The organism is Rhizobium sp. L1K21 (genome assembly GCF_024055895.1).
Lineage (GTDB): Bacteria > Pseudomonadota > Alphaproteobacteria > Rhizobiales > Rhizobiaceae > Ensifer_A.
In genome coordinates, this window is sequence record NZ_JAMXLE010000001.1 from 552,350 (window position 1) to 575,484 (window position 23,135).

The following is a 23,135-nucleotide window of genomic DNA, read 5'->3' on the forward strand; positions in this document are numbered from 1 at the left end:
TTTACGGTAAAACCAAAATTGACTTTTGCGGCGTTTTCTCCGAAGTAGAATAAAAATACTTGGAGGAAATGCCGTGACAGTTCTTATCGCCGGGGCGGGGATTACCGGCCTGACGCTTGCCATCTCCTGTCAACAGGCGGGCATACCGTTTGCGATTTTCGAGCAGGTGAGCGAAATCAAGCCGCTTGGTGTCGGCATCAATGTGCAGCCGCATGCTATTCGCGAGCTCTTTGAAATGGGGCTTGAAGCGGAGCTGGAAGCAACCGGCGTGCGCACCCGCGAGGTCTCCTATTTTTCCAAAAAGGGCGGGCTGATCTGGTCGGAGCCGCGTGGACAATTTGCAGGTTACAAGTGGCCGCAATATTCGGTGCATCGCGGCACGTTTCAGATGATGCTGTTGAAGGCGTTGCAGGATATTGCCGGTGCCGATGTGGTCAAGACGGACCGTCGTGCGGTGAATGTTGTCGATACGGAAAATGGTGTGCGCGTGACATTGCGCAACCGCGCCGGCAAGGAGAGCGCCATCGAAGGCACCGTGCTGATTGCCTGTGACGGCATTCATTCCGACATCCGTGCCAAGTTTTATCCGGATGAGGGGGCTCCGCATTGGGGCGGCTCGATCCTGTGGCGCGGCACTGCGCGGGGCAAACCCTTCATCACCGAAGCCACGATGGGCATGGCTGGCCATGAATGGCAGAAATTCGTGACCTACCCGATCAGCAAGACTGACCCTGAGACGGGCGAAGCGGAGATCAACTGGATTGCCGAACTGAAGTTTCCGCCGGACAAGAAGTGGAACCGGGAAGACTATAACCGCAAAGGCAATTTCGACGACTTCTTTCCTGCCTTTGCCGATTGGAAATTCGACTGGCTCGATATTCCGAAATTGATGCAGGATGGGGGCTATTGTTACGAATTCCCCATGGTGGATCGCGATCCTGTTGAGCAATGGACTTTCGGTAGCACCACGCTTGCTGGCGATGCGGCCCATGCCATGTATCCGATCGGTTCCAATGGGGCCTCGCAGGGCATTCTCGATGCGCGGGTTCTGGTGCGTGAATTCCTCAAACACGGTGTTGGGGTTGCAGCCCTTCAGGCCTACGAGGCGGAGCGCCGCCCGGCGACCACGCGTCTTGTCATGGCCAATCGCGGCAATGGGCCGGACCATGTGATGAATATCGTGGAAGAGCGCTGTGAAGGCGCGTTTGACGATATTTCTGAAGTTTTGAGCCGTGAAGAGCTGAGCGAAACTGCCGCCGCCTACAAGAAGATCGCCGGCATGGATGTCGAGGGGCTGAACAACCGGGCAAGCATTGTTGAACTGCCTGAAAAGGATGTTGCCTGACGATGCCGCATTTTCTGGTGATCTCGCACGACAATCCCGGCATGCTTGAGGTTCGCAAGCGTGAACGGGAGGCGCATCTGGCGCATGTGAAGACGGGTGGTGACGGCGTGTTGCGCGTGCTCGTGGGTTCGCCGCTTGGCCGCGAGACCATGAACGGGACATGGATGGTTGTCGAAGCAGAAAGCGAGGACAAGGTTCACGCTTTCAATGCAGCAGACCCCTATGACAGGGCCGGGCTTTTTGCCTCACGGGAAATTCTGCCGATTCATGCGGCCTTTGATCCTTCAAGGGTGATTGCCGAGGATCAGGTTTAGAGCACCGGGCGATAATATTGAGCCATGCTGTTGGCCCAAACCGGTTCGTTCCACGAGGAGAAGGGTGCAGGCTGTAGCCATAGCTACAGTCAAACCCTTCGACGCTGTGGCGGGCCGGTTTCGGCCAACCCTTTGGGCGGCAAGGAATTTCCGCCATCATCGTCGGCCTTCACCTCGACTGTACCTAAGGGTACAGCCGTCGGTAAAGTCCTCGATCCTGACGGAAATTCCTTGCCGCAGAATGGCTTAATATTATCGCCCGATGCTCTAATCCCCGATATTCCTGCCCGCTATGCGACCTGAAAAGATGCAGCCGCCGAGGAAGGTACCTTCAAGCGCGTTGTAGCCGTGATAGCCGCCACCACCGAAACCGGCGACTTCACCGGCTGCATAGAGGCCCGGAACCGGATCGCCGTTCATCTGCAGGGCGCGGCCTTTCAGATCGGTCTGCAGACCGCCCAGCGTCTTGCGGGTCAAAATGTTGAGTTTGACGGCGATCAGCGGACCGGCTGCCGGATCGAGCAGACGGTGCGGTTTGGCGGTGCGCATGAGCTTGTCGCCGAGATAATTGCGGGCAACACGGATGGCGGCGATCTGCGCATCCTTGGTGAACTTGTTTTCAATCTCCCGGTCGCGCGCTTCGACGATCTGGCGGACCCTCTTGATGTCCAGCCGGTGCTCGCCGCTCAGCTCGTTCATGGCCATGACGAGGTCGTCGAGATTGTCACGCACGATAAAGTCGGCACCCTTGTCCATGAAGGCCTGGACATTGGGTGGCGGGTTCTTGCCGAGACGCTTGAGAAGCTTGCTGATGGACTTGCCGGTGAGGTCCGGGTTCTGTTCGGAACCGGAAAGGGCAAACTCCTTCTTGATGATCGCCTTGGTGAGGATGAACCAGCTATAGTCATGGCCGGAATTCTTGATCGCTTTCAGCGTGCCGAGCGTGTCGAAACCCGGCATGGCAGGAGGCGCGAAGCGGTTTCCGTCGGCGTCCAGCCAGAGCGAGGAAGGGCCGGGCAGAATGCGGATACCGTGATTGGGCCAGATCGGATCGTAATTGCGCAGACCCTCGGTGTAGTGCCACATGCGGTCCGCATTGATCACGGAGGCTCGCGCGGCTTGCGCAATGGCGACCATGCGGCCATCCACGTGGGCTGGAACACCGGCGACCATGAAGGCTGGCGGTTTGCCCAGACGCTCCTGCGGCCAATTCTTGCGCACCATATCCAGATTGCCGCCGATGCCGCCGGAGGACACGAGCGTTGCACCAGCGGTGATTTCGAACGAACCGACAACGTCGCGAGAGCTTTTGCCGCCGCGGTGAACGGGGTCGGGCGCAAGAAGCGAGCCGCGTGCGCCGGTCACCGCGCCATTGGTGGTAATGAGTTCATCAACCTGATGGCGGAACCTGAAGGTCAAAAGTCCTTTCTTTTCAGCTTCGCGGCAAAGACGGATGAAGGGCTCCAGCGTGCCGGGTCCCGTTCCCCAGGTGATGTGGAAGCGCGGTACGGAATTGCCGTGGCCATAGGCGAGCGAACCACCGCGTTCGGCCCAGCCGACGACGGGAAACCAGCGCATGCCGATCGAATGGAGCCATGCGCGTTTTTCGCCGCTTGCGAAATCCAGATAGGCTTCGGCCCACAGGCGTGGCCAATGGTCTTCCGGCCGGTCGAACTGTGCCGAACCCATCCAGTCCTGCCGGGCAAGATCCAGGCTGTCCTTGATGCCCATGCGGCGTTGTTCGGGGCTGTCGATGAAAAAGAGGCCACCCAGTGACCAGAAGGCCTGGCCACCCAGGTTCTGTTCGCCTTCCTGGTCGAGAACAATCACTTTCAATCCGCGCGCTGTCGCTTCATAAGCGGCCACAAGACCTGAAAGACCTCCACCAATAACCAGAACATCGCAATCTGCCATAAATCCTCCCACTGCCTCTAAGGGCTTTATTGAAGCGCAGATTATCATTCAGTGCGCCGGTTTCCAGCCTATAATGCAGTCGCAAGAGGCTGACATATGCCAAATCTCTCACCATTCGCTAACAGAACCTTAACCATAATAGTGTCTTAATAGAAATGTTTGATTTGCAGGCGTTTCACGCCTTTGTTTAACCAAATTTGCCAGTAATGAGGCAAGTTGAGTGCATTGGGCGAATGGCTGGCGAAGTCGCCGCAAATACGAAATTTTTGAGATTTTGCCGCCCGGTACCGTACCCGGACCGGGCGTTTGGATTCGAAGGACAAATAAATGGAACAAGTGGGATTGGCGGCAGTGAGCGAAGTGAGCCTTTGGTCTCTCTTCATTCAGGCGGGCTTCGTGGTCAAACTGGTGATGGTGGGGCTGTTGGCAGCATCCGTCTGGACCTGGGCGATTGTTGTGAACAAGTGGATGGTCTTTAACAAGGCGCGCCGCCAGTTTGATCAGTTCGAGCAGGTTTTCTGGTCCGGCCAGTCGCTGGAAGAGCTTTACCGCACATTGTCTGAACGTTCGCCCGGCGGGATGGGTGCGATCTTTGTGTCCGCCATGCGCGAGTGGAAGAAGTCGTTCGAACGCGGTGCCCGTTCTCCCATCGGTCTGCAGATGCGTATCGACCGTGCGATGGACGTGACCCTGGCGCGCGAAAGCGAAGGTTTTGAGGCAAAACTCTCTTCGCTGGCCACCATTGGCTCGGCTGCACCCTTTGTGGGTCTGTTCGGAACCGTTGTCGGTATCATGACGTCCTTCCAGTCGATTGCCGGTTCAAAATCCACCAATCTTGCAGTCGTCGCGCCAGGTATTGCCGAGGCGCTGCTTGCAACGGCCATCGGTCTCGTTGCGGCTATTCCCGCCGTTATCGCCTACAACAAGTTCAGCGGTGACGCAGCAAAACTCAATGCACGCATGGAAGCCTTTGCCGACGAATTCTCTGCCATTCTTTCGCGACAGATTGATGAGAAGCTGCAACCGCGTCAGGCAGCGCAGTAACCGGCTGGAGCAGGAGATAGCGCTATGGCAATGGCAGTGGGCAAGAAAAGCGCCGGTGGCGGCAGGCGGTCTCGCAGGGGCGGTTCCAAACACGCGCCGATGAGCGAAATCAACGTTACGCCGATGGTGGACGTGATGCTGGTGCTTTTGATCATCTTCATGGTGGCGGCACCGCTGTTGACGGTTGGTGTGCCGATCGACCTTCCTGAAACGGAAGCCAAACAGCTGAATGTGGAAACACAGCCGATTTCGATTTCGGTGAATGCGCAGGGTCAGGTCTTCCTTCAGGAAACCGAGGTTGGCGTCGATGAAATCGTGTCGAAACTGCAGGCTATTGCGACCACCGGCTATGAGGAACGGATTTTCATCCGGGCTGACGCAAACACCGATTACGGCACAGTCATGAAGGTCATGGGGCGCATTTCCAACGCGGGCTACAAGAATATCGGCCTTGTGACCCAGCAGGAACAGGGTAATTGAGCGCACGTTTATGAAGGGTAGTCTTCTCACATCGACGGCAATTCACGCCATCGTGCTGGCGTTGGCGCTCTATTCGTTCGGCGCGCCGCCGGCATTTGAGGTGCAGGATGTGGAATCCCTGCCTGTCGATATCGTTCCTATTGAAGACATGACACGGATCATGGAAGGCGAGAAGAAGGCGACGGCAAAGGAAACGCCGGCACCAACGCCCACCAAACGACCCGATATCGTACCGGATGCACAGAATACGGGTGAAAATTCCGTTGACCTGAAAAAGACGCCGGTTCCGACGAAAAGCCCCAAGGAAGTGGAAATCGCCGCCGCACCTGAGAAGGTGGAAAGCCCGGTTCCGAAAAATGCCGACAAGGCAAATGACATCAAGGACATTATCAAGGATTCCGCCGAGAGTGCACCTGCAACGGAAGTGGCAGCAAAGCCCGAGCCGAAGCGCGACGTGAAGCCTGATCCGGTACCCGAGGCGAAGGCAGAGCAGACGGCCAAGGCGGAAGACATTCCGCTGCCCGACGCGGTGCCGCTGCCGAGTTCGCGCCCCGACCAGCCGAAGCCCGAGCCGGAGCAGAAGCAGGCGAAGAACGAAACGGCAGCAGCGCAGGCGGCAACGGCCAAAACGCCGGAACGCAAGAAAGAGCAGCCGAAGAAGGAAAGCGCGAAATCGACCGCTTCGAAGGAAAGCGACGTGCTGGCCGATGAAGTGGCGGCACTGCTGAACAAGCAGGACCCGGCAGGTGGTGGCGCAAAGCGTTCAACCAAGGAAGAATCGCTCGGCGGCTCGAAGGCTTCCAACGCAAGCAAGCTGAGCCAGAGCGAACTTGATGCCCTGCGCGGCGCGATCCAGAAAAACTGGTCGGTTGTTTCGGGCATGGCCGATGCGGGCGAAATCCGCATTCAGGTGAAGATGAAGCTGGATCGCAGCGGCGAAATCGTCGGCGATCCGGAAGTCACGGCAACCGGCGGGTCTGCGCAGGCGCGTGATGTTCTGGCATCAAGCGCCAGACGCGCGGTGCTTCGCTCTGCGCCATTCAGCAATCTGCCGGCTGACAAATATGATGCATGGTCTGAGGTTATCGTAAACTTCGACCCAAGCGAACTAATGTTGTAGGCGCTGACACCCCTGAGTGCCGAAGGCGAAAGCGAGAGAGTATAATGAAACGCAACCTCCTGAAGATTCTGACGCTTCTTGCCGCGTTTATCGCGGCGAGCTGCGGACCCGCATGGGCGCTGGTCGAGATCAACATCAACAAGGGAAACGTTCAACCTTTGCCGATCGCCATCACGGACTTTGTTTCCGGCGATGCAATGGGCGCGAATATTTCACAGGTTATCGCCGCCGATCTGAAGCGCTCCGGCCTTTTTGCGCCGGTGGACAAGAAGGCCTTTATTGAAAAGATATCCAACCCGGATCAGCCGCCGCGCTTTGAAGACTGGCGGGTGATCAATGCCCAGGCGCTTGTGACGGGCCGGGTGGTCAAGGAAAGCGATGGCCGGCTGCGTGCGGAATTCCGTCTGTGGGATACGTTTGCAGGCCAGCAGATGATTGGCCAGCAGTTCTTTACCCAGCCGGAAAACTGGCGTCGTGTCGCCCATATCATTGCCGATGCGATCTATGAGAAGATTACCGGCGAGCAGGGCTATTTCGATACGCGCATCGTCTTTGTGTCCGAGAGTGGTCCGAAGACTGACCGCAAGCGCGAACTGGCCATCATGGATCAGGATGGCGCCAACGTTCATGCGCTGACGAACACGAACGACATTGTGCTGACGCCGCGCTTTTCGCCGAACAGCCAGGAAATCACCTACATGTCGTTCGAGGGCGGGCAGCCGCGCGTTTACCTGCTGCAGCTTGAGACAGGGCAGCGCGAGGTGGTGGGCAACTTCCCCGGTATGACCTTCGCGCCGCGTTTTTCGCCTGATGGCCAGCGCGTGATCATGAGCCTGCAGGAAGGCGGCAATTCCAACATCTACACGATGGACCTGCGTTCGCGCACGACGACACGCCTGACCGCCACGCAGGCAATCGACACGTCACCGTCCTATTCGCCGGATGGCCGACGGATCGTGTTTGAAAGCGACCGTGGCGGACGCCAGCAGCTTTATGTCATGAATGCCGATGGTTCCGGCCAGACACGTATTTCCTTTGGCGACGGCTCCTATTCAACGCCGGTCTGGTCGCCGCGCGGCGATCTGATTGCCTTTACCAAGCAGTCGGGCGGCAAGTTTTCCATCGGTGTCATGAAGCCGGATGGATCGGGCGAGCGCATTCTCACCACCAGCTTCCACAATGAGGGACCGACATGGGCGCCCAATGGACGCGTCATCATGTTCTTCCGTCAGAATGCGGGTGCGGCTGGTCCGCAGCTCTATTCCATCGACCTCAGCGGCTACAATGAGCAGCTTGTGCCGACCCCGAGCTTTGCCTCCGACCCGGCGTGGTCGCCATTGCTGGATTGAGTGGAGACTGTTCCAAACGCCACGTTTGTGCCGCAATTGCCCGTGTTTTTAGGCGTTTGGCAACAAATGTAGTAATCTGTTAACCATGGTTGTTGGTGGGCGATTAACCCAAGTCTGTTACCTTCCAGCAACCTTAAAATACATGACCCTTTTTTAGGAGACTGGCGATGAGCCAAACAATGAACCCCGGTATGTCGCGGATGCAGAAGTTGGCCCGCAATCCGGTCATGATCGCAACATTTCTCGCGCTGAGCCTTGCCGGTTGCGCATCCAAGAAGGGCCTGCCGGATAATGCATCGGAACTTGGCCTTGGTGCCAATGGTGCAGCGCCGGGCTCGTCTCAGGACTTCACGGTGAATGTTGGCGACCGCATTTTCTTCGACACGGACAGCTCCTCGATCCGCGCTGATGCGCAGGCAACGCTGGACCGTCAGGCGCAGTGGCTGGCGCAGTATCCGCAATATCCGATCACCATCGAGGGTCATGCCGACGAGCGCGGCACGCGTGAATACAACCTCGCGCTTGGTGCTCGCCGTGCAGAAGCGACCCGCCAGTATCTGGCGTCGCGTGGTGTCGCCGCCAACCGCATGCGCACGATCTCTTACGGCAAGGAAAAGCCGGTTGCCGTTTGCGACGATATTTCCTGCTGGTCTCAGAACCGCCGTGCCGTTACGGTTCTCGGCGGCGGTGTGTCGCAGTAGGAACTGCGGTCAATTCGATCAAAAAAAGGCGGCCATGTGTGCCGCCTTTCTTTTTGATCATAGTTTAGCCGGACTTGCTTGCTTTTACACGCTGGTTGGAAACAATGCGGTCGTCTGTGGGTTAGCAGACGGTCACTATTGGGCAGAATGGGGCTTTTTGAATGAAGAGAGTTTTAAAGGCAGGGCTTTTGGTTGCGGGGATGCTCGCGGCAAGCAGTCTGCAGGCGATGCCGCTTGCGCCGATGGAAGCCGGTTCCAGATCCGGCGTGGTGCTGGCTCAGGCCGTGAATCCGGAACTGCAGATCCAGCAGCTTGAAGAAACGATTCGGGATTTGAACGGTCGTATCGAGGAGTTGAACTTCCAGATGCTGCAGATGCAGGAGCAGATGCGCAAGATGCAGGAAGACAACGAGTTCCGTTTCCAGGAACTTGAAAAGGGCGGGACGAAGAAAAGCGGCGCGCTCGACGCACCTGCTGGTGAGCAAAATCAGGTTGAGACTGCGGGCGCTGAGCCGCCCGCGGCCGATGCCGGCAGTGAAGATACTCTGTCTGCGGATGCTGGTGCAGATGCGCCTGCCTCGGACGACATCACGATTGACAATCAGGAGCCACAGTCGGCGCAGCTTGAACATATCAAGCCCGGCACACTTGGCAGCCTGATTTTCAATAGTGATGGAAATGTCGTTGAAAGCACGCGCTCCGAGACGGTTCAGGAGGAGGGCCTGCCGGGTGTCAGCGTACCGCAGATTCAAACTGGCGGCGGTGCTCCACCAGCCTCGACCGCGATGGTCGGCGGCTCTGAAGACAATGATTACCAGATGGCCTATAGCCTCATTTTGTCCGGGGATTACGGCGAAGCCGAGCAAAGTTTCAAATCTTTCCTTGAACAGTACCCGGAAGGGACGCGGGCTGCCGATGCTTCTTTCTGGCTTGGCGAAGCGCAGTATTCGCAAGGCAAGTTCAAGGATGCGGCGGAGACGTTTCTGAATACGTACAAGGCTTATTCCAACGCGCCCAAAGCGCCGGAAGTGCTTTTGAAACTGGGCATGTCGCTTGCCGAACTGGATAATCGCGAAACTGCGTGTGCGACGCTGAAGGAAATTCCGAAGCGCTTCCCCAAGGCTTCCAAAGCCGTGATCACCAAGGTTGCCACGGAGCAATCCAAGCTTGGTTGCTGAGGCGGCGGTGGCTGGCGAGGCGGTTTGCGGTCCGCTTGAGGCCTGCCGCACCTTTCTTGAGCGGCTGGACGCTCCAAAGCGTATCCTTGTTGCAATCTCGGGCGGCAGTGACAGTACCGGACTTCTGGTGGCCTTATCTAAAACTTTGCAGATGCGGCCTGCAGGTTTCGAGCTCTGCGCGGCGACTGTCGATCATGGTCTAAGGCCCGGCAGTCTGGACGAAGCCATGGCCGTTCACGGCCTGTGCGAATCGCTTGGAATTCCTCATGACGTTCTTTGCTGGAAAGGCGACAAGCCGGAAACGGGCCTGATGGCCGCGGCGCGAGAGGCGCGTTATCGCCTGCTGGAAGGGGCTGCCTGTCGATTGGGTTGCGATCTGATCATGACTGGTCACACGCTTGACGATCAGATCGAAACGGTTGCCATGCGCGGTGCGCGAAGCGAAGTGGGGCGAGGGCTTTCCGGGATGGCCGAGGACACGCTGCTGAATGGGCGGATGTGGATGTTCCGTCCTTTCTTAAGCATTCGCCGCGCGGCAATCCGCGATTTTTTGCGCGAGGAGAGGGTCAGCTGGATTGACGATCCGAGCAATGACAACACGCGTTTTGAAAGGGTGCGGGTGCGACAGGAGCCGGTGGTGGGTGTTGATCCCTCGCAGATCGTAAGTGCGGGTGCTGCTCGGCGCAGGCTGGCCGGTGGGGCTGCAGAGGCGATCCTTTCTGCGGCACAATGCCCATTGCCCGGCTACTACACGATGGCGGCCAAAGCCGTCGACAATGAGGCCGGTTGGCTTGCGCTGAAGACATTGATTTCCGTTGCGGGTGGACAGCACTTTCTGCCGGCGTGTGAACAAGCAGATGCCTTACGCTCTCAATTGGCCGATGGCGGCGATTTTCGCCACACACTTTCGCGCTGCGTGGTGGAGCGGCGGGGCGAAACGCTTTATCTGTGCCGCGAGCGGCGCGACCTGCCTCACCTGGTTTTGCAAGCGGGCGAAATTGCGATATGGGACGGGCGCTTCACAATCGAGAACCTCGCGCCTTTGCCAATAGAGGTGACGGCTGCCTTGGGACGGCCTGCTTTTGATGATGGAGTCTTTGCCGGAACGCCCAAACGGGTGGCTGCACTGATCCGTCAGGTCTTGCCCTTCGTTGAAGACGCTGACAACGACCGCTTCAGGTTGACGCCCTATCTCGCGCCGTTCGAGCGTTTTCTGACGGGGTTTGACTTTGAACTGGCGCGGGCGGTGGCAAACGCAGCCGGGAGAGCCGAATTTCCAAGGCAAATCCTTCGGAGCACGGCCAAAAAGTGAATTTCGCGGCAGCGCTTGCCTTGGCAAGACTGGCACGTGAACCTATGTTATGATCAAGACTGACGGGCGGCCTTGTGCGGCCCTTTCAATTTGGTGGAACTTAATGAATCCAAACCTGAGAAATCTGGCTCTGTGGGCCATCATAGCGCTCCTGCTGGTAGCGCTCTTCACGATGTTTCAAAGCCCCCAAACCCAAAGCGGCTCAAGAGACATCCCTTATTCACAGTTCCTCACTGACGCAGAAAACTCGCGCGTGAAGGAAGTGACGATCACGGGCCAGCGTATTGTCGGCACCTATTCGACCAATGGCACCACATTCCAGACCTATGCGCCCGGCATTGATGATGCACTGGTTGATCGCCTGCAGGCCAAGGACGTGACGGTGACTGTTCGCCCCGAAAGCGATGGTTCGTCGGGCTTCTTAAGCTATCTCGGTACCTTGCTGCCGATGATCCTGATCCTGGGTGTGTGGCTTTTCTTCATGCGCCAGATGCAGGGTGGCTCGCGCGGAGCGATGGGCTTTGGCAAGTCGAAAGCCAAGCTTTTGACGGAAGCGCATGGCCGCGTGACCTTTGCAGATGTTGCAGGCGTGGACGAAGCCAAGCAGGACCTGGAAGAAATTGTCGAATTCCTGCGCGACCCGCAGAAGTTCCAGCGCCTGGGCGGTCGTATTCCGCGTGGCGTGCTGCTCGTCGGGCCTCCTGGTACAGGTAAGACGCTGCTCGCTCGCTCGGTTGCAGGTGAGGCCAATGTGCCGTTCTTCACGATTTCCGGCTCCGACTTTGTGGAAATGTTCGTTGGTGTGGGTGCAAGCCGTGTCCGCGACATGTTCGAACAGGCGAAAAAGAATGCGCCGTGCATTATCTTCATCGACGAAATCGATGCTGTCGGTCGTCACCGTGGTGCCGGCCTTGGCGGCGGCAATGACGAGCGCGAACAGACATTGAACCAGTTGCTGGTGGAAATGGATGGCTTTGAGCCGAATGAGAGCATCATTCTGATTGCTGCCACCAACCGTCCTGACGTTCTCGACCCTGCGCTGCTGCGTCCGGGCCGTTTCGACCGTCAGGTTGTCGTGCCGAACCCGGACATCGTCGGCCGCGAGCGTATCTTGAAGGTTCACGTCCGCAACGTGCCTTTGGCGCCCAATGTGGACCTGAAGATCTTGGCGCGTGGTACGCCGGGCTTTTCCGGTGCAGACCTGATGAACCTGGTGAATGAAGCTGCCCTCATGGCTGCGCGCCGCAACAAGCGTCTTGTCACCATGCTCGAGTTCGAGGATGCCAAGGACAAGATCATGATGGGTGCGGAGCGCCGCAACTCGGCCATGACCGAGGAGGAAAAGAAGCTCACCGCCTATCATGAAGCAGGCCACGCCATTGTTGCGCTGAATGTGCCTGTGGCTGATCCGGTCCACAAGGCAACGATCATTCCACGCGGTCGTGCGCTCGGCATGGTGATGCAGCTGCCGGAAGGCGACCGCTACTCCATGAGCTACAAGTGGATGATTTCGCGTCTCGCGATCATGATGGGTGGACGTGCGGCTGAAGAACTGACCTTCGGCAAGGAGAATATCACCTCCGGTGCATCGTCCGATATCGAGCAGGCCACCAAGCTTGCTCGTGCGATGGTGACGCAATGGGGCTTTTCCGACGAACTCGGACAGGTCGCCTATGGCGAAAACCAGCAGGAAGTGTTCCTGGGCCACCAGGTGGCACAGCAGAAGAACGTTTCCGAGGCGACCTCGCAGAAGATCGACAATGAAATCCGTCGTCTTCTTGACGAAGCCTATGACGAAGCCAAGCGTATTCTCACCGAGCACAACAAGGCGTTCGTGGATACGGCGGAAGGCCTGCTTGAATATGAGACGCTGACCGGCGATGAAATCAAGCAGCTCCTCAAGGGCGAGAAACCTTCGCGCGATCTGGGCGATGATACGCCGCCGAGCCGTGGCTCCGCCGTTCCAAGTGCGGGCGCGAAGAAGGATGGCAAAGGCGAGCCGGAAGGTGGCATGGAGCCGCAGCCGCAATAATCCTGAAGCATCGTTAAATAATGAAAGCCGCGCGGCATGTGCTGCGCGGCTTTTTTGTACCATTTGGTAACGGCTTGTAATGTTTGTTTGCGGTAATTTACCTGCCAAACATGGTCCTTGCTGTTATAAGCGCGAAAAAACACAGGGTCGGGACATTTCAGGTGGTGAATAATGAGTGAGCGCCGATATTTCGGAACCGATGGCATCCGTGGAAAATCCAATGTTTTCCCAATGACACCGGACATAGCCATGAAAGTGGGTGTGGCGGCAGGCCGCGTTTTCAGCAATGGCGGGCACCGGCACCGGGTGGTGATCGGCAAGGATACCCGCCTTTCCGGCTACATGCTCGAATATGCGATGGTTTCCGGCTTTACCTCGGCGGGAATGGATGTGTTTCTGCTCGGGCCTTGCCCGACGCCAGCTGTGGCTATGCTGACACGCTCCCTGCGTGCCGATCTCGGTGTCATGATTTCCGCATCACACAATCCTTATCAGGACAATGGTATCAAGCTGTTCGGCCCCGATGGCTACAAGCTTTCCGATGCGCTGGAAACGCGGATCGAATCGCTGATTGAGGAAGATGTTTATCCGCAGATGGTCGCCGCCGACAATATCGGCCGCGTGAAGCGCGTTGAGGGCGACATCTACCGTTATATCGAATTTGTGAAGCGCACGCTGCCGAAGGATGTGACGCTGAACGGACTCAGAGTGGCCATCGATTGCGCCAATGGTGCCGCTTACAAGGCTGCTCCGCTGGCGCTTTGGGAATTGGGCGCTGACCTCGTGACGATCGGCAATGAGCCGAATGGCCGCAACATCAACGACAAGTGCGGCTCCACCAGCCCGGAAGCCCTGGCTGCGAAGGTGAATGAAGTGCGCGCCGATATTGGCATTGCGCTTGATGGTGACGCGGACCGGGTGATCATCGTCGATGAGAACAGCAACGTGGTCGATGGTGACCAGTTGATGGCCGTGATTGGCGAAACCTGGGCAGCCGACGGCCTTTTGCAGGGCGGTGGTATCGTTGCGACGGTGATGTCGAACCTCGGTCTGGAGCGTTTTCTGACCGGCAAGGGCCTTACGCTGGCGCGCACGAAAGTGGGCGACCGCTATGTGGTTGAACACATGCGTGGGCATGGTTTCAATGTCGGCGGGGAGCAATCCGGCCATATCGTTTTGTCAGACTTCGGAACCACAGGCGACGGCCTTGTTGCGGCGCTGCAGATTCTCGCTTGTGTTCAACGGACCGGCAAGCCGGTCAGCCAGCTCTGTCACAAGTTTGAGCGTGTGCCGCAGCTATTGAAAAACGTGCGCATCTCCGGCGGCAATCCGCTGAACCGTAAGGACGTGCAGGCTGCGATTTCAGCGGCTGAAGCTGAGCTCAACTCGAAGGGCAGACTGGTGATCCGGCCTTCCGGCACGGAGCCGCTGATCCGCGTGATGGCGGAGGGCGACGATGAGGGGCAGGTTCACCGTATCGTTGACGAGTTGGCCGGCGTCATTGCCGCCGCCCCGGCGGCTGCTTAGCCCAAAAGTTGCAACTCCAGAAGCGACACGCATTGAAAGCCGGCTTCGCGCCGGCTTTTCGTTTGTCGTGCGCCTGCTGCTATGGAAACCCTAATCTTTTGTTAACGGTAATAATTCTCCAATAAAGTTGGTGAAGATTCATAGTTAAACCCCCCTTAACCTTTGCGCTCTAAAGTTGACCCTCATTGGATCAAGGTACGCCGGACTGCGGCGGTCCAGGCTTTGGAGTTGGTTATGAAAAAGATTATGACAGGTGCGCTTGCTGCAGCACTTCTGGCTTCCGGTGTGCAGGCGGCAGACCTCTATCAGCCGCCGGTGATTGAGGCCCCGCCGACCTATATTCCTGAAGTGGAAGTGCAGGAAGCCAGCGGCTGGTATCTCCGCGGCGATGCCGCATTCGTCTACAACAAGAGTGCAGGTGTTGATTTCTATCAGGGTTCGAACAAACTCTATTCGAAATTTGCGTCCGCCAAGATGCGCAATTCGTTTGCGCTGGGCGTCGGTGCCGGTTACCAGGTCAACAGCTATTTGCGTGTTGATGCGACAGCAGATTACACATTCAAGTCCAAGTTCAGCGGTTCGACCACGGGCTCCTGTGGCGCGAACAGCGCGGCATCGGGCTGCGTTTCGACAGATTTAGCATCTATGACGGCCTTCAGCCTGATGGCCAATGCCTATGTTGACCTTGGCACCTATGGCATGGTGACGCCTTATGTGGGTGCCGGTGTTGGTGGTACCTATGTGAAGTGGAGCGATTTGAAAAATACCGCTTGCGACGTGACCAATTCTTCAAACTGCGATGCGACTGTGACGCATACCGGTCATGGCAGCTGGCGCTTTACCTATGCGCTGATGGCGGGTGCGTCGATCAAGATCAACTGCCAGCTCAAGGCTGATATCGGCTACCGCTACCGCAATGTGGCAGGTGGCAAGATGTTCGGCTATTCGACAGGCGGCGGTCCCGGCTACGATCGTGGGTTCCATATCCACGAAGGCCGTGCGGGTCTGCGTTATTCCTTCGGTGATGATTGCGCCGCGCCGGTTTATACGCCTCCGGTTTACAATCCGCCGGCTGTTTACAAATAAGCTGTACGTCATACGAGAACTCGAAAGCCCGTCCACCTCTATCGTGGCGGGCTTTTGTTTTTGCGCCGTGTAAATGTGCCGCATGCGGCGAAATATTTCCTAATCGCGCCATGCCCCGCTTGACGAGGCATCGCCCTTCCAATATCCACGGCGGCGGGACACTCCTCCCCAACGAGGAGCTAACTATCTGGAAGGATAGACTGACATGGTTGATACCGCTAAGCCGGGCGTACGCCCGAATAATACCCATTTTTCTTCTGGCCCCTGCTCGAAGCGCCCCGGTTGGACGCTTGAAGCCTTGAATGATGCGCCTCTGGGACGTTCGCACCGCGCGAAGGTCGGCAAAGAGAAGCTCAAGGAAGCCATTGAACTTACGCGTGAAATTCTTGGCGTGCCGGCGGATTACCGCATCGGCATCGTTCCGGCATCCGACACCGGTGCTGTTGAAATGGCGCTGTGGTCGCTCTTGGGCGAGCGCGGCGTGGACATGCTTGCCTGGGAAAGCTTCGGTTCCGGCTGGGTGACGGACGTCATCAAGCAGCTCAAGATCGACGCCCGCAAGTTTGAGGCACCTTACGGCGAATTGCCGAACCTCGCCGATGTCGATTTCGACCGGGATGTGGTCTTTACCTGGAACGGCACGACCTCTGGCGTGCGGGTTCCCAATGCCGATTTCATTCCGGCCGACCGCAAGGGACTGGCGATTTGTGACGCAACGTCTGCGGCCTTTGCGCAGGAACTCGATTTTGCCAAGCTCGATGTCGTGACCTTCTCGTGGCAGAAGGTGCTCGGCGGCGAGGGCGGCCATGGTATGCTCATTCTGAGCCCACGTGCCGTGGAGCGTCTGGAAAGCTACACGCCTGCCTGGCCGCTGCCGAAGATCTTCCGCATGACCAAGGGCGGCAAGCTGATTGAAGGGATTTTCATCGGCGAAACGATCAACACGCCGTCTATGCTCTGCGTTGAAGATTACCTGGATGCCTTGAACTGGGCGAAGTCGCTTGGCGGTCTGAAGGCGCTTGTTGCGCGTGCGGATGCAAATGCCAAGGTGATCGCCGACTTTGTCGCGGCCAATGACTGGATCGCCAATCTGGCGAAAGACCCGGCCACGGCGTCAAACACCTCTGTCTGCCTCACCATTATCGACAAGGATGTGCAGGCGCTTGACGAGAGCTCACAGGCGGCGTTTGCCAAGGGCATGGTCAGCCTGCTGGAAAAGGAAGGCGTGGCGTTTGACATCGGCGCTTACCGCGACGCTCCGTCAGGTCTGCGTATCTGGGCCGGCGCGACGATCGAAACGTCCGACATGGAAGCGCTTATGCCGTGGCTCGAATGGGCCTTCAAGACGCAAAAGGCGACGCTTTCCAAAGCGGCTGCCGAGTAAGCTGATTTCCCCCGCCTGAAACGGGCGGGGCTTCCTTTCTTCAGACAAACGACAATTCTTCAAGGAGGCCTATCATGGCACCTCGCGTACTCGTATCTGACGCTCTGTCGGAAACCGCCGTCCAGATTTTCCGCGATCGCGGCGTAGACGTCGACTTTCAGCCCAACCTTGGCAAGGACAAGGACAAGCTTCTCGAAATCATCGGCAATTACGATGGACTCGCTATCCGTTCTGCGACCAAAGTGACCGAAAAGATCATTGCCGCTGCCACCAACCTGAAGGTTGTCGGCCGCGCCGGTATCGGTGTCGACAATGTGGATATTCCAGCCGCTTCCAAGCGCGGTATCATTGTTATGAACACGCCGTTTGGCAATTCCATCACCACGGCGGAACATGCCATTGCGCTGATGTTTGCCGTTGCCCGCCAGCTTCCGGCAGCCGATGCCTCCACGCAGGCCGGCAAGTGGGAAAAGTCGAAGTTCATGGGTGTTGAAATCACCGGCAAGACCCTGGGTGTGATCGGTGCCGGCAATATCGGCTCCATCGTTTGTGCCCGCGCTATCGGGCTCAAGATGCACGTTCTCGCCTATGACCCTTTCCTTTCGGCAGAGCGCGCCGAAGAGATGGGCGTGACCAAGGTTGAACTGGACGAACTGTTCGCCAAGGCTGATTTCATCACGTTGCACGTGCCGATGACGGACAAGACGCGCGGCATCATCGATGCTGCAGCCATTGCCAAGATGAAGGACGGTGTGCGCATCATCAACTGCGCCCGTGGCGGTCTCGTCATCGAGAAGGATCTCGCAGACGCATTGAAGGCGGGTAAGGTTGCCGGCGCCGGCTTCGACGTGTTCGAAACCGAACCTGCGACGGACAGCCCGCTCTTCGGCCTCGAAAACGTGGTCTGCACGCCGCATCTTGGAGCCTCAACCACAGAAGCGCAGGAAAATGTTGCTTTGCAGGTGGCCGAACAGATGTCTGATTATCTGGTCAAGGGTGCAGTTTCCAACGCGATCAACATGCCGTCGATCACCGCGGAAGAGGCACCGATCCTGAAGCCTTTCGTGAAGCTGGCAGATTGCCTTGGCGCGTTTGTTGGCCAGGTCACGCGTACGGCCATCAAGGAAATTGAAATTCTCTATGATGGCGCTCCGGCGGAGATGAACACCAAGGCGCTGACCAGCGCGTTGCTGGCGGGCCTTATCCGTCCGCAGGTCGCCGATGTGAACATGGTTTCTGCGCCAATCATGGTGAAGGAAAAAGGCATCATCGTTTCCGAGGTCAAGCGTGACAAGACTGGCGTTTATGATGGCTATATCAAGCTGACGGTGAAGACCGACAACCAGGTCCGTTCGGTCGCCGGTACCGTCTTCTCCGATGGCAAGCCGCGCTTTATCCAGATCAAGGGGATCAACATGGATGCCGATGTCGGTCAGAACATGATCTACATCACCAATACCGACGTTCCCGGCATGATCGGCTTCATGGGGTCAACGCTCGGTGAGGCCGGCGTCAATATCGCGAACTTCCAGCTCGGACGCGACAAGGAAGGTGGCGATGCGATCGCACTTCTCTACGTCGATGAGCCGGTCAGTGATGACGTGCTTGCAAAGCTGACGGCGAACGAGGCCATCCGGCAGGCGCAGACTTTGACCTTCAATATCGATTGATCGTCGATCGCGATCGAATGTGTCGAAGCCCGGGTGGAAACGCCCGGGTTTTTTCGTTGTGGTCAGCCTGGCTTTCGTCCGGCAGGCGCGGTTTCCATACACCAAAAGACCCTTCACAAGGGCTTCAAGGTGAGGCCTTTGTGAAGAGTGTCGGGTTGTCCGGCGATTGAAGCGTAGAAGAGTTGCGCTCAATCAGGCGCGGATCTTCTGCGCCTGGTCGCGTTCTTCCAGTGCAGCGGCTTTGGCGTATTCGGCTTCGGCCTCTTCCAGTGCCAGTTCGGCGGCATCCTGCTGCACCTTCAGTTCCTTGATGGAGCCCTGAAGGTTGTCAGCACGCTGGCGCGCGGATTTGGCAAAGGTTGGATAGGCGAAGTGATTCGGGTCTGTGATGCCGGATTTCTTTTCTTCAAAAGCAATCTGGGCTTCAAGATCCTGATTCATACGCTCAAATTCCGCCATCATCATCTTGAGCTGATCAAGCTGACGGCGTTTGTCGTTCACCTGAAACTGCTTCAGACGAACAAGGTTCTCACGCGATTTCATACGCAATACTCCCAACGAAGTGAGACCTGGGTCATTCCACGCGCCCAAAAACACGGGTCACGCTGGCTCTTGGTGAAAAAACAGTAGTCAATCTTAATAAAATCCTACTGCTGGTAACCTTTCATTTACGAGCTTGGTTAATGATAGCGGTGATCTTTTAAGGGTCGGTAAATGCCGGGAAGAATTTTTTCGAAGCGGCAATGCGTGAGTCCGATGAATCACTTAAGCGGATTTCTTAATGTGATGATTCAGATTCATGACTTGGGATTCTTGATGGAAAACAGTAGGCTGGAAAAAAAATTTAACATAATTCTAACCTCTTGCCAGAGTGAATCAGAATTTGTTAACCATTTGCTGTCAGCCTCCAAATCAGTTAACGACTGGATCCGTAGCGCGTAGGGGGCCTCGGGGTTTCTTTTCGGCGGCGGAAAAGGGGACAAGGAAGAATGCGGGTTCTACTTATTGAAGACGATAGCGCTACAGCGCAGAGCATCGAGCTGATGCTGAAGTCCGAAAACTTCAATGTCTACACGACTGACCTCGGTGAGGAGGGTGTAGACCTCGGCAAGCTTTACGATTACGATATCATCATGCTTGACCTCAATCTGCCGGACATGTCCGGTTACGAGGTTCTTCGCACATTGCGCCTTTCCAAGGTGAAAACGCCAATCCTGATCCTGTCCGGCATGGCTGGCATCGAAGACAAGGTGCGCGGCCTGGGCTTCGGCGCAGACGATTACATGACCAAGCCTTTCCACAAGGATGAGCTGGTTGCACGTATCCATGCCATCGTTCGCCGTTCGAAGGGCCATGCTCAGTCGGTTATCACCACGGGTGATCTGGTTGTGAACCTGGATGCAAAGACGGTTGAAGTCGGCGGCCAGCGCGTTCACCTGACCGGCAAGGAATACCAAATGCTGGAGCTGCTTTCGCTCCGCAAGGGTACCACGCTCACCAAGGAAATGTTCCTCAACCACCTTTATGGCGGTATGGATGAGCCGGAACTGAAAATCATCGACGTTTTCATCTGCAAGCTGCGCAAGAAGCTGGCAAATGCTGCAGGCGGCACGAACTACATCGAAACCGTCTGGGGTCGCGGCTATGTGCTGCGCGAGCCGGATGGCAGCACGGAATATCTCGAAACGGCTTAACAGCCTGATCAAGCTCTTGAAAAAGCCCGCCGCAAGGCGGGTTTTTTGCATGATATCTAAGGGTTAGTCCTTGATGCCGCAAAGCATTTCGCGTTTGCCGGCAAAACCGGGGCGGCGCTCCACCTTGAAACCGGCGGTCTGAAGATTTCGGCGCACGAAGCCGGCTGCGGCATAAGTGCCGAACGAACCGCCGGGTCTTGTGTGGTCATAGACCGCCTGCATGAGTTCCAACGACCACATGTCCGGGTTGCGGGACGGTGCAAAACCGTCGAGATACCAGGCGTCGAATGTCTGTTGCGATGTGGCAAGGTTCGACAATGCGTCGCCGCAGATGACGCTCAGGCGAACATTATCATCGAATTCCAGCGATACGATGCCTGAGGGGGTGTCTGGCCATGCCGCCGCCAGCCTTTCCCGTTCATGCTCTAAAATGGGCCATTGAATGAGCGCTCGTTTGATACTTTCGCGATCCATCGGGAAGAGTTCAAATGAGATGAAGTGCAGGGAGCCATGGGTCGGAGTGGTGCCTTGAAACGCGCTCCACTGTCGCCAGGTCTCGCAGAAATTCAGGCCTGTCCCGAAACCCAATTCACCGATCACGCATTCACCGCCCGCCGCCCAGCGTTCATGCAGGTGGTTGGCGTCAATGAAAACATGATCACATTCAGCGCGCCCGTCGGTGCGGCAATAAAAGTGGTCGCCAAAGGTGGTCGAATAGGGCATATCGCCCTCGTGCCATTCCAGCGGCTGAGGAGAGGTGGTTTCGTTTTCCATGGTGAATGTCGATAGAGCGGCAGCAGGGCAAGGTCAATCGGGCGGTCGCGCTTGCGATATCCTGGTGATTGGCGGCGGGATCATGGGGCTTTGGGCTACGCTGAAGGCGGCAGATGCCGGTGCTGCGGTTTGCCTGGTGGATGCGGGTGCCTTGGGACATGGTGCAAGCTATGGACATCTTGGTGCCTTGATGGCGCACAAGCCGGATGGCTGGAATGCGAAGAAGCAGTTTCAGTTTGATGCCCTGTTGGAACTCGAGGGAGCCCTGCAGACCTTGGAGGCGCGCACCGGGCTCACATCCGGTTATCGCCGTTCTGGACGCCTCATCCCGATGGCAAAGCCACATCATCGGGAGGTTGCCCTGCGCCACGAGGCAGAAGCGCGTGAGAACTGGCGACCAGGCGGGCAGCAGTTTGAGTGGCGGGTAACGGATACCCCGCCTGTAGATGGTTGGCCGGATGCCGGCGGATTTCAGAGCGGCTATGTGCTCGATACATTTGCGGCGCGCGCCGCCCCGCGTGCGCTGACGTCGCTTTTGATTGCCGCGCTGCGCAATTCTCCATCCGTTCATATTCACGAAGGGGCTGTGGTGTCTTCGCTCAGCGCAGACCAGCGTTCGGCCGTGCTCGCGGATGGCGCGCGCATTCATTTCAATCACTGCATTGTTGCAGCGGGAAATGGCTCCTTTCCGCTTCTTGAAGCTCTAAGTCCAATCGGTCCGCGCCCTTTGGGCAAGTCGGTCAAGGGGCAGTCGGCTTTGCTGGCGGCAGATGTGGATCCAGCCCTGCCGCTGATTTTTCTCAATGGTCTTTATGTGATCCCGCATGAGGGTGGGCAGGTGGCGATAGGCTCCACCAGCGAGACCGAATTTGATGACCCCTATTCAACCGATGGACAGCTGGAAGACCTGATTGCGAAGGCACGCGCATTGGTGCCAGCGCTTGAAAATGCTCCCGTTCTGGAGCGTTGGGCGGGATTGCGGCCCAAGGCGGTGGGGCGCGATCCGATGGCAGGGCCGCATCCCGAACACGGGCATATTCATGCGTTGACGGGCGGGTTCAAGGTTTCGTTCGGCATTGCCCATCGCTTGGCAGATTGTGTGCTTGGGCCCATTCTCGGTCAGCCCCATCCTGCCTTGCCGCAAACCTTCCGGCTGGAAGCGCATCTGGGGTGAAAATGCTCGACAAGCTTTCAGGCGCGCAATAGGTTTTGACCGATTGGACAAATGACATTTGCTGTCTTCCCGGCATCTTCTTTCGAGGCATGAATATGATTGTTGAAACTGGCACCCCGCGTGATCTCATTGGTTATGGCCGCAACACGCCTGACCCGAAATGGCCAGGTGGTGCACATGTGGCGGTGCAGTTTGTGATCAACTATGAAGAGGGCGGCGAGAGTTGTATTCTGGATGGTGATCCGGCCTCGGAAAATCTGCTTTCGGAAATCGTTGGTGCGGCACCCTGGCCGGGGCAGCGAAACCTGAATATGGAATCGATTTACGAATATGGGTCGCGGGCCGGTTTCTGGCGACTGCATCGTATGTTTACCGGGCTCAATGTGCCGGTGACAGTCTATGGGGTGACGCTTGCCATGGCTCGCAATCCCGAGGCCGTGGCGGCGATGAATGAGGCCGGCTGGGAAATTGCCTCGCACGGCTATCGCTGGCTTGAATACAAGGATTTCCCCGAAGAGGTCGAGCGTCAGCACATTCTGGAGGCGGTGCGCCTGCACACCGAAGTTGCCGGTGAACGGCCCTATGGGATGTATCAGGGCAAGCCCTCCGACAATACGCTCAAACTGGTGATGGAGGAGGGCGGTTTCCTCTATTCGTCGGACAACTATTCTGACGACCTGCCCTTCTGGGTTCCTGGCCTGGATGGCAAGCCGTTCCTGATTATCCCCTACACCCTGGAGACAAACGACATGCGTTTTGCCACACCGCAGGGGTTCAATGCGGGAGACCAGTTCTTCAACTACCTGAAAGATGCCTTCGACACGCTCTATGAAGAGGGCAAGGACGGTGCGCCGAAAATGATGTCGGTGGGCTTGCATTGCCGTCTTGTCGGGCGGCCGGGACGTGCGGCTGCGCTGAAGCGTTTTCTGGAATACGTCCTCTCCCATGACAAGGTTTGGATACCAAAGCGCATCGATATTGCTCGTCACTGGCACGAGCATCACAAGCCGTTGATACTGTAGCCTCGCGCAAGCTGG

20 protein-coding genes are annotated in these 23,135 nt (G+C 57.3%); 17 read left to right on the plus strand and 3 right to left on the minus strand.

All coding sequences use genetic code 11. From position 1 onward, the window contains the following. Positions 1–73 precede the first annotated feature (73 nt). Positions 74–1,345: an FAD-dependent monooxygenase gene (locus NHF56_RS02595; RefSeq protein ID WP_252801306.1), complete on the plus strand. Its 1,272-nt coding sequence runs from the start codon at positions 74–76 to the stop codon at positions 1,343–1,345. 2 nt (positions 1,346–1,347) lie between these two features. Next, positions 1,348–1,659: a YciI family protein gene (locus NHF56_RS02600; RefSeq protein ID WP_252801307.1), complete on the plus strand. Its 312-nt coding sequence runs from the start codon at positions 1,348–1,350 to the stop codon at positions 1,657–1,659. A 267-nt stretch (positions 1,660–1,926) separates the two neighbouring features. On the opposite strand, the gene NHF56_RS02605 is transcribed toward NHF56_RS02600, so the two are convergent. Next, positions 1,927–3,573, minus strand: a complete 1,647-nt coding sequence (locus NHF56_RS02605; protein WP_252801308.1) for an FAD-binding dehydrogenase — start codon at positions 3,571–3,573, stop codon at positions 1,927–1,929. 327 nt (positions 3,574–3,900) lie between these two features. On the opposite strand from NHF56_RS02605, the gene tolQ reads away from it, so the two are divergent. From tolQ to serA, 12 genes are all read left to right on the plus strand, one after another. Beyond that, entirely contained in the window at positions 3,901–4,617 is a 717-nt protein-coding gene (gene tolQ / locus NHF56_RS02610; RefSeq protein WP_252801309.1) for a protein TolQ, read from the plus strand. A gap of 24 nt (positions 4,618–4,641) precedes the next feature. Next, a complete protein-coding gene (gene tolR, locus NHF56_RS02615; protein ID WP_252801310.1) occupies positions 4,642–5,097 on the plus strand; it encodes a protein TolR in 456 nt (151 codons plus the stop codon). Positions 5,098–5,107: 10 nt separating this feature from the next. Next, positions 5,108–6,217, plus strand: a complete 1,110-nt coding sequence (locus NHF56_RS02620) for a cell envelope integrity protein TolA (RefSeq protein WP_252801312.1) — start codon at positions 5,108–5,110, stop codon at positions 6,215–6,217. Between the two features lie 44 nt (positions 6,218–6,261). Further along, entirely contained in the window at positions 6,262–7,566 is a 1,305-nt protein-coding gene (gene tolB, locus NHF56_RS02625; protein ID WP_252801314.1) for a Tol-Pal system beta propeller repeat protein TolB, read from the plus strand. A gap of 167 nt (positions 7,567–7,733) precedes the next feature. Further along, entirely contained in the window at positions 7,734–8,267 is a 534-nt protein-coding gene (pal, locus tag NHF56_RS02630; protein WP_252801318.1) for a peptidoglycan-associated lipoprotein Pal, read from the plus strand. Positions 8,268–8,428: 161 nt separating this feature from the next. Continuing rightward, positions 8,429–9,445 (plus strand): tol-pal system protein YbgF, encoded by a 1,017-nt coding sequence (ybgF, locus tag NHF56_RS02635; protein ID WP_252801320.1) that lies wholly within the window; start codon positions 8,429–8,431, stop codon positions 9,443–9,445. Next, positions 9,435–10,757 (plus strand): tRNA lysidine(34) synthetase TilS, encoded by a 1,323-nt coding sequence (tilS, locus tag NHF56_RS02640; RefSeq protein ID WP_252801322.1) that lies wholly within the window; start codon positions 9,435–9,437, stop codon positions 10,755–10,757. Before ybgF ends, tilS begins: the two co-directional genes overlap by 11 nt. A 103-nt stretch (positions 10,758–10,860) precedes the next feature. Next, complete coding sequence (gene ftsH, locus NHF56_RS02645) at positions 10,861–12,789, plus strand: ATP-dependent zinc metalloprotease FtsH (protein WP_252801324.1); 1,929 nt, start codon at positions 10,861–10,863, stop codon at positions 12,787–12,789. A gap of 171 nt (positions 12,790–12,960) precedes the next feature. Further along, positions 12,961–14,316, plus strand: coding sequence for a phosphoglucosamine mutase (glmM, locus tag NHF56_RS02650; RefSeq protein WP_252801326.1), 1,356 nt, complete (start codon positions 12,961–12,963; stop codon positions 14,314–14,316). 234 nt (positions 14,317–14,550) lie between these two features. Further along, on the plus strand, positions 14,551–15,402 hold the full coding sequence (locus NHF56_RS02655; protein ID WP_252801327.1) for an outer membrane protein: 852 nt from the start codon (positions 14,551–14,553) through the stop codon (positions 15,400–15,402). Positions 15,403–15,607: 205 nt separating this feature from the next. Beyond that, entirely contained in the window at positions 15,608–16,786 is a 1,179-nt protein-coding gene (locus NHF56_RS02660) for a phosphoserine transaminase (RefSeq protein ID WP_252801329.1), read from the plus strand. A 74-nt stretch (positions 16,787–16,860) separates the two neighbouring features. Next, positions 16,861–18,456, plus strand: a complete 1,596-nt coding sequence (gene serA, locus NHF56_RS02665; RefSeq protein WP_252801331.1) for a phosphoglycerate dehydrogenase — start codon at positions 16,861–16,863, stop codon at positions 18,454–18,456. Between the two features lie 192 nt (positions 18,457–18,648). Here the strand turns inward: serA and NHF56_RS02670 are convergent, their stop codons facing one another. Next, positions 18,649–18,999: a flagellar export protein FliJ gene (locus NHF56_RS02670; RefSeq protein WP_252801333.1), complete on the minus strand. Its 351-nt coding sequence runs from the start codon at positions 18,997–18,999 to the stop codon at positions 18,649–18,651. Between the two features lie 446 nt (positions 19,000–19,445). Between NHF56_RS02670 and ctrA the strand changes: the two genes are divergently transcribed. Beyond that, complete coding sequence (ctrA, locus tag NHF56_RS02675; RefSeq protein ID WP_252801335.1) at positions 19,446–20,150, plus strand: response regulator transcription factor CtrA; 705 nt, start codon at positions 19,446–19,448, stop codon at positions 20,148–20,150. A 63-nt stretch (positions 20,151–20,213) separates the two neighbouring features. On the opposite strand, the gene mnmD is transcribed toward ctrA, so the two are convergent. Beyond that, a complete protein-coding gene (mnmD, locus tag NHF56_RS02680) occupies positions 20,214–20,924 on the minus strand; it encodes a tRNA (5-methylaminomethyl-2-thiouridine)(34)-methyltransferase MnmD (RefSeq protein WP_252801337.1) in 711 nt (236 codons plus the stop codon). On the opposite strand from mnmD, the gene NHF56_RS02685 reads away from it, so the two are divergent. Beyond that, positions 20,923–22,098 carry an FAD-binding oxidoreductase gene (locus NHF56_RS02685; protein WP_256995400.1) on the plus strand — a complete coding sequence of 392 codons (1,176 nt, stop codon included), beginning with the start codon at positions 20,923–20,925 and terminating at the stop codon, positions 22,096–22,098. The genes mnmD and NHF56_RS02685 overlap by 2 nt on opposite strands. A gap of 95 nt (positions 22,099–22,193) precedes the next feature. Beyond that, positions 22,194–23,120 (plus strand): allantoinase PuuE, encoded by a 927-nt coding sequence (puuE, locus tag NHF56_RS02690; protein ID WP_252801341.1) that lies wholly within the window; start codon positions 22,194–22,196, stop codon positions 23,118–23,120. Positions 23,121–23,135 lie beyond the last annotated feature (15 nt).